A 3,684-nucleotide genomic window follows, 5' to 3' on the forward strand; every position below is an offset into this window, starting at 1 on the left:
AGCGGCGCGAGCACGATGCTCGCGAGGCTGAAGGCGCAGAGCATGGCGAGAGGTGGCCAGGGCGAGGCAGGTCCGGTGATCGCGGCGGAGACGCTGGCTACGCCGAAGATCAGTACCGGCACGTAGAGCGGCAGGACCAGCAGCGCGAGCAGCATGCCGCTACGGCGCAGGCCGAGAGTGAGGCTCGCGCCGATGGCGGCGATGAAGCTCACCGCCGGCGTGCCGACGAGCATGGCGAGCACGAGGAGGGGGCTTGCCTCAAGCGGCAGGTTGAGAAGCAGCCCGAGCACGGGTGCGAGGAGCGCGAGCGGAACGCCCGTCGTGATCCAATGCGCGAGGCTCTTCACCGCGGCCACGAGCGGCAGTGGCAAGGGCCCGGTCGCAAGCACATCGAGCGCGCCGTCTTCATAGTCGTTGTGAAAGATGCGGTCGGCGGAGAGCATGGCCGCGAGCAGAAGCGCGACCCACAAGATGCCGGCGGCGATGCGCGACAAGAGATTGAGATCTGGACCGAGGCCGAGCGGCAGGAGCGCGACGACGACGAAATAGAACCCGAGCGCGGTGCCGATGGCGCCGCCCTCGCGCCAGGCGAGCACGACGTCGCGGCGAAGGAGAGCGAAGGCCGCGTTCATGCGGCGCGCTCCGCGCCTAACGGCAGTTGATGCGCGAATTTTACCTTGAGCGGGGTGTGGCTCGCGACCACGGCGATGCCGCCGCCTTTGATATGCTGCGTGATGGCGCGATCGAGGAGCTTCACCGAGGCGGCATCGAGGGAGACCGAGGGCTCGTCCAGGAGCCAGACGGGGCGCGACGCCACGAAGAGGCGCGACAGACCGAGCTTGCGCTTCTGCCCGGCCGAAAGCAGCGCGGCGGGGAGATCCGCAATCGGCCCGAGGCCGAAGGCTTCTAGGGCATCATCCGTCGTGGCGGTATCGCTGCCAAGATACTCCGCCCAGAAGGCGAGATTTTCGCGCACGGACAGCGCGTTCTTCACCGCGCTCGCATGGCCGATATAGTGGCAATGCTCGGGGAGAGGGGTGTCGGCGTCCGGGCCCGTCACGCTGAAGCGCCCCGCAGCCAGCGGCAAAAGCCCGGCGATGAGGCGCAAAAGGCTGGTCTTGCCCGCGCCGTTCGGACCGCTGACGAACAGCGCCTCGCCGGGTGCAAGCGCGAAGCCAAGCCGCGAGAACACGGTCCGACCTCCGCGCTGGCAGCTGATTTGATGTGCGGCGATGCCGATCGGTTCATCCATTTGCACGGAATTCGCGCAGAGTGCGGGAGGCCTGCGAACAGTCTGACCTGCGCCATAAAATACGCTCGCGCATTGTCTCGCTGCCGTAGAGGCTTTTATATAGGCTGGGAGCGCACGTCCAATGCAGGAGGCCTTGGCCTCCTCGTTTTTTGGCCACGTCCTTGCATGTGGTTACTCTTGTGCTTCGCGGGCAACGCTCCTAAGGGACCTTTCGATTTGGCGACGGACATTTCGCATGACAGCTTCAAGAGCCGCAGCACGCTCGACGTCGGGGGACGCAGCCACTTCTATTACAGCCTGAAGCGCGCCGAGGCGCACGGGCTCGACAATATCAGGCTGCTGCCGTTCTCGCTGAAAGTCCTGCTGGAAAATCTGCTTCGCCACGAGGACGAGCGCAGCGTCAGCGCCGACGACATCCGCGCCATGGCGCTTTGGGTCACGGAGCGAAAGAGCTACCGCGAGATCGCGTTCCGGCCGGCGCGCGTCTTGATGCAGGATTTCACCGGCGTTCCCGCCGTGGTGGATCTCGCCGCGATGCGCGATGCGATGGCGGCGCTCGGCGGCGATCCGCGCCTCATCAATCCGCTCGCCCGCGTCGATCTCGTCATCGATCATTCCGTGATGGTGGACGCCTTCGGCACAGGCGCCGCGTTCGACTTCAATGTCGACAAGGAATATGAGCGCAACGGCGAGCGCTACGCCTTCCTGCGCTGGGGCGCGTCAGCCTTCGACAATTTCCATGTCGTGCCGCCGGGAACCGGCATCTGCCATCAGGTCAATCTCGAATATCTGGCGCGCACGGTGTGGAGCGAGGAAAATCCTGTCACCGGGGAGAGTCTCGTGTTTCCCGATACGCTGGTCGGCACCGACAGCCACACCACGATGGTCAACGGCCTTTCGGTGCTCGGCTGGGGCGTGGGAGGCATCGAGGCGGAGGCCGCCATGCTCGGCCAGCCGATCTCCATGCTCATCCCCGAAGTTGTCGGGTTCCGCGTCACGGGACGGTTGCGCGAGGGCGTGACCGCGACCGACCTCGTGCTCACCGTCACGGAGATGCTGCGGCGCGCGGGCGTGGTCGGGAAGTTCGTGGAGTTTTACGGACAGGGTCTTGGCAACCTGCCGCTCGAGGATCGCGCGACCATCGCAAACATGGCGCCGGAATACGGCGCGACCTGCGGCTTCTTTCCGATCGACAAGGAGACGCTCGCTTATCTCGACGCCACGGGGCGCGAGCCCACCCACATCGCGTTGGTGGAGGCCTATGCAAGAGCGCAGGGGCTGTTTCGCGACGCCGATACGCCGGATCCCGTCTTCACCGATACGCTGGAGCTCGACCTCGACACTGTGGAACCCTCCATAGCCGGGCCGAAGCGGCCGCAGGATCGCGTACCGCTGAAGCGCGCGGCCGCCTCCTTCGCCGAAGCCTTGCATCGCGAATACGGCAAGGGGGCCGAGGCGAATTTGCGTGTGCCGGTCGAAGGCAGGAATTTCGATCTCGGCCACGGCGACGTGGTTATCGCCGCCATCACATCATGCACCAACACCTCCAATCCCTTCGTGATGATCGGCGCGGGCCTCCTGGCGCGCAACGCGGTGGCGCGGGGGCTCCGCGTCAAGCCGTGGGCGAAGACCTCGCTCGCGCCGGGTTCGCAAGTGGTCAGCGATTACCTTGCCGAAGCCGGCGTGCAGGACGATCTCGACACGCTCGGCTTCAATCTCGTCGGCTATGGCTGCACCACCTGCATCGGCAATTCGGGGCCGCTGCCGGACGAGATCTCTCACACCATCCACAAGCATGGGCTCGCGGTTGCGTCGGTCCTTTCCGGCAATCGCAATTTCGAGGGGCGCGTCAATCACGACGTGCGCGCGAACTATCTCGCCTCGCCGCCGCTGGTCGTCGCGTATGCGCTGGCGGGCTCGGTGATGGTCGATCTCGCCACCGATCCACTCGGTACCGATGCCGACGGCACGCCGATCTATCTGAAGGATATCTGGCCGTCATCGACGGAGATCGCGGATTTCGTGCGCAAGTCGGTGCAGCGCTCGATGTTTAAGAGCCGCTACGAGGACGTGTTCAAGGGCGACGAGGATTGGCGCAGCATCGAGGTGAAGGGCGGCCTCACCTACGATTGGGACGGCAACTCAACCTATGTGCAGAACCCGCCTTACTTCACCGATATGTCGGCGACGCCGGACGAAGTGACCGACATCGAGGGCGCGCGCATTCTCGGGCTGTTCGCCGATTCCATCACCACAGATCACATCTCGCCGGCCGGCTCGATCCGACGCGACAGCCCCGCCGGCGTCTACCTCACCGAGCATGGCGTCGCGTATCACGATTTCAATTCCTACGGCTCGCGGCGCGGCAATCACGAGGTGATGATGCGCGGCACGTTCGCCAATATCCGCATCAAGAACAAGATGGTGCCGGG

General features: G+C 65.1%; 3 protein-coding genes. 1 reads left to right on the plus strand and 2 read right to left on the minus strand.

Annotation, left to right across the window (positions count from 1 at the left end):
* Positions 1-632 (minus strand): heme exporter protein CcmB (gene ccmB / locus ACR2J1_RS02990; RefSeq protein ID WP_434017867.1); only part of this gene is annotated, 632 nt, incomplete at its 3' end.
* Positions 629-1,252, minus strand: coding sequence for a heme ABC exporter ATP-binding protein CcmA (gene ccmA / locus ACR2J1_RS02995; RefSeq protein WP_434017868.1), 624 nt, complete (start codon positions 1,250-1,252; stop codon positions 629-631). The genes ccmA and ccmB, both read right to left, overlap by 4 nt.
* A 216-nt stretch (positions 1,253-1,468) precedes the next feature.
* Between ccmA and acnA the strand changes: the two genes are divergently transcribed.
* Positions 1,469-3,684: aconitate hydratase AcnA (gene acnA, locus ACR2J1_RS03000; RefSeq protein WP_434017869.1), on the plus strand; the 2,216-nt coding region annotated here is incomplete at its 3' end.

Source organism: Methyloceanibacter sp. (assembly GCF_050999895.1).
Classification (GTDB): domain Bacteria; phylum Pseudomonadota; class Alphaproteobacteria; order Rhizobiales; family Methyloligellaceae; genus Methyloceanibacter.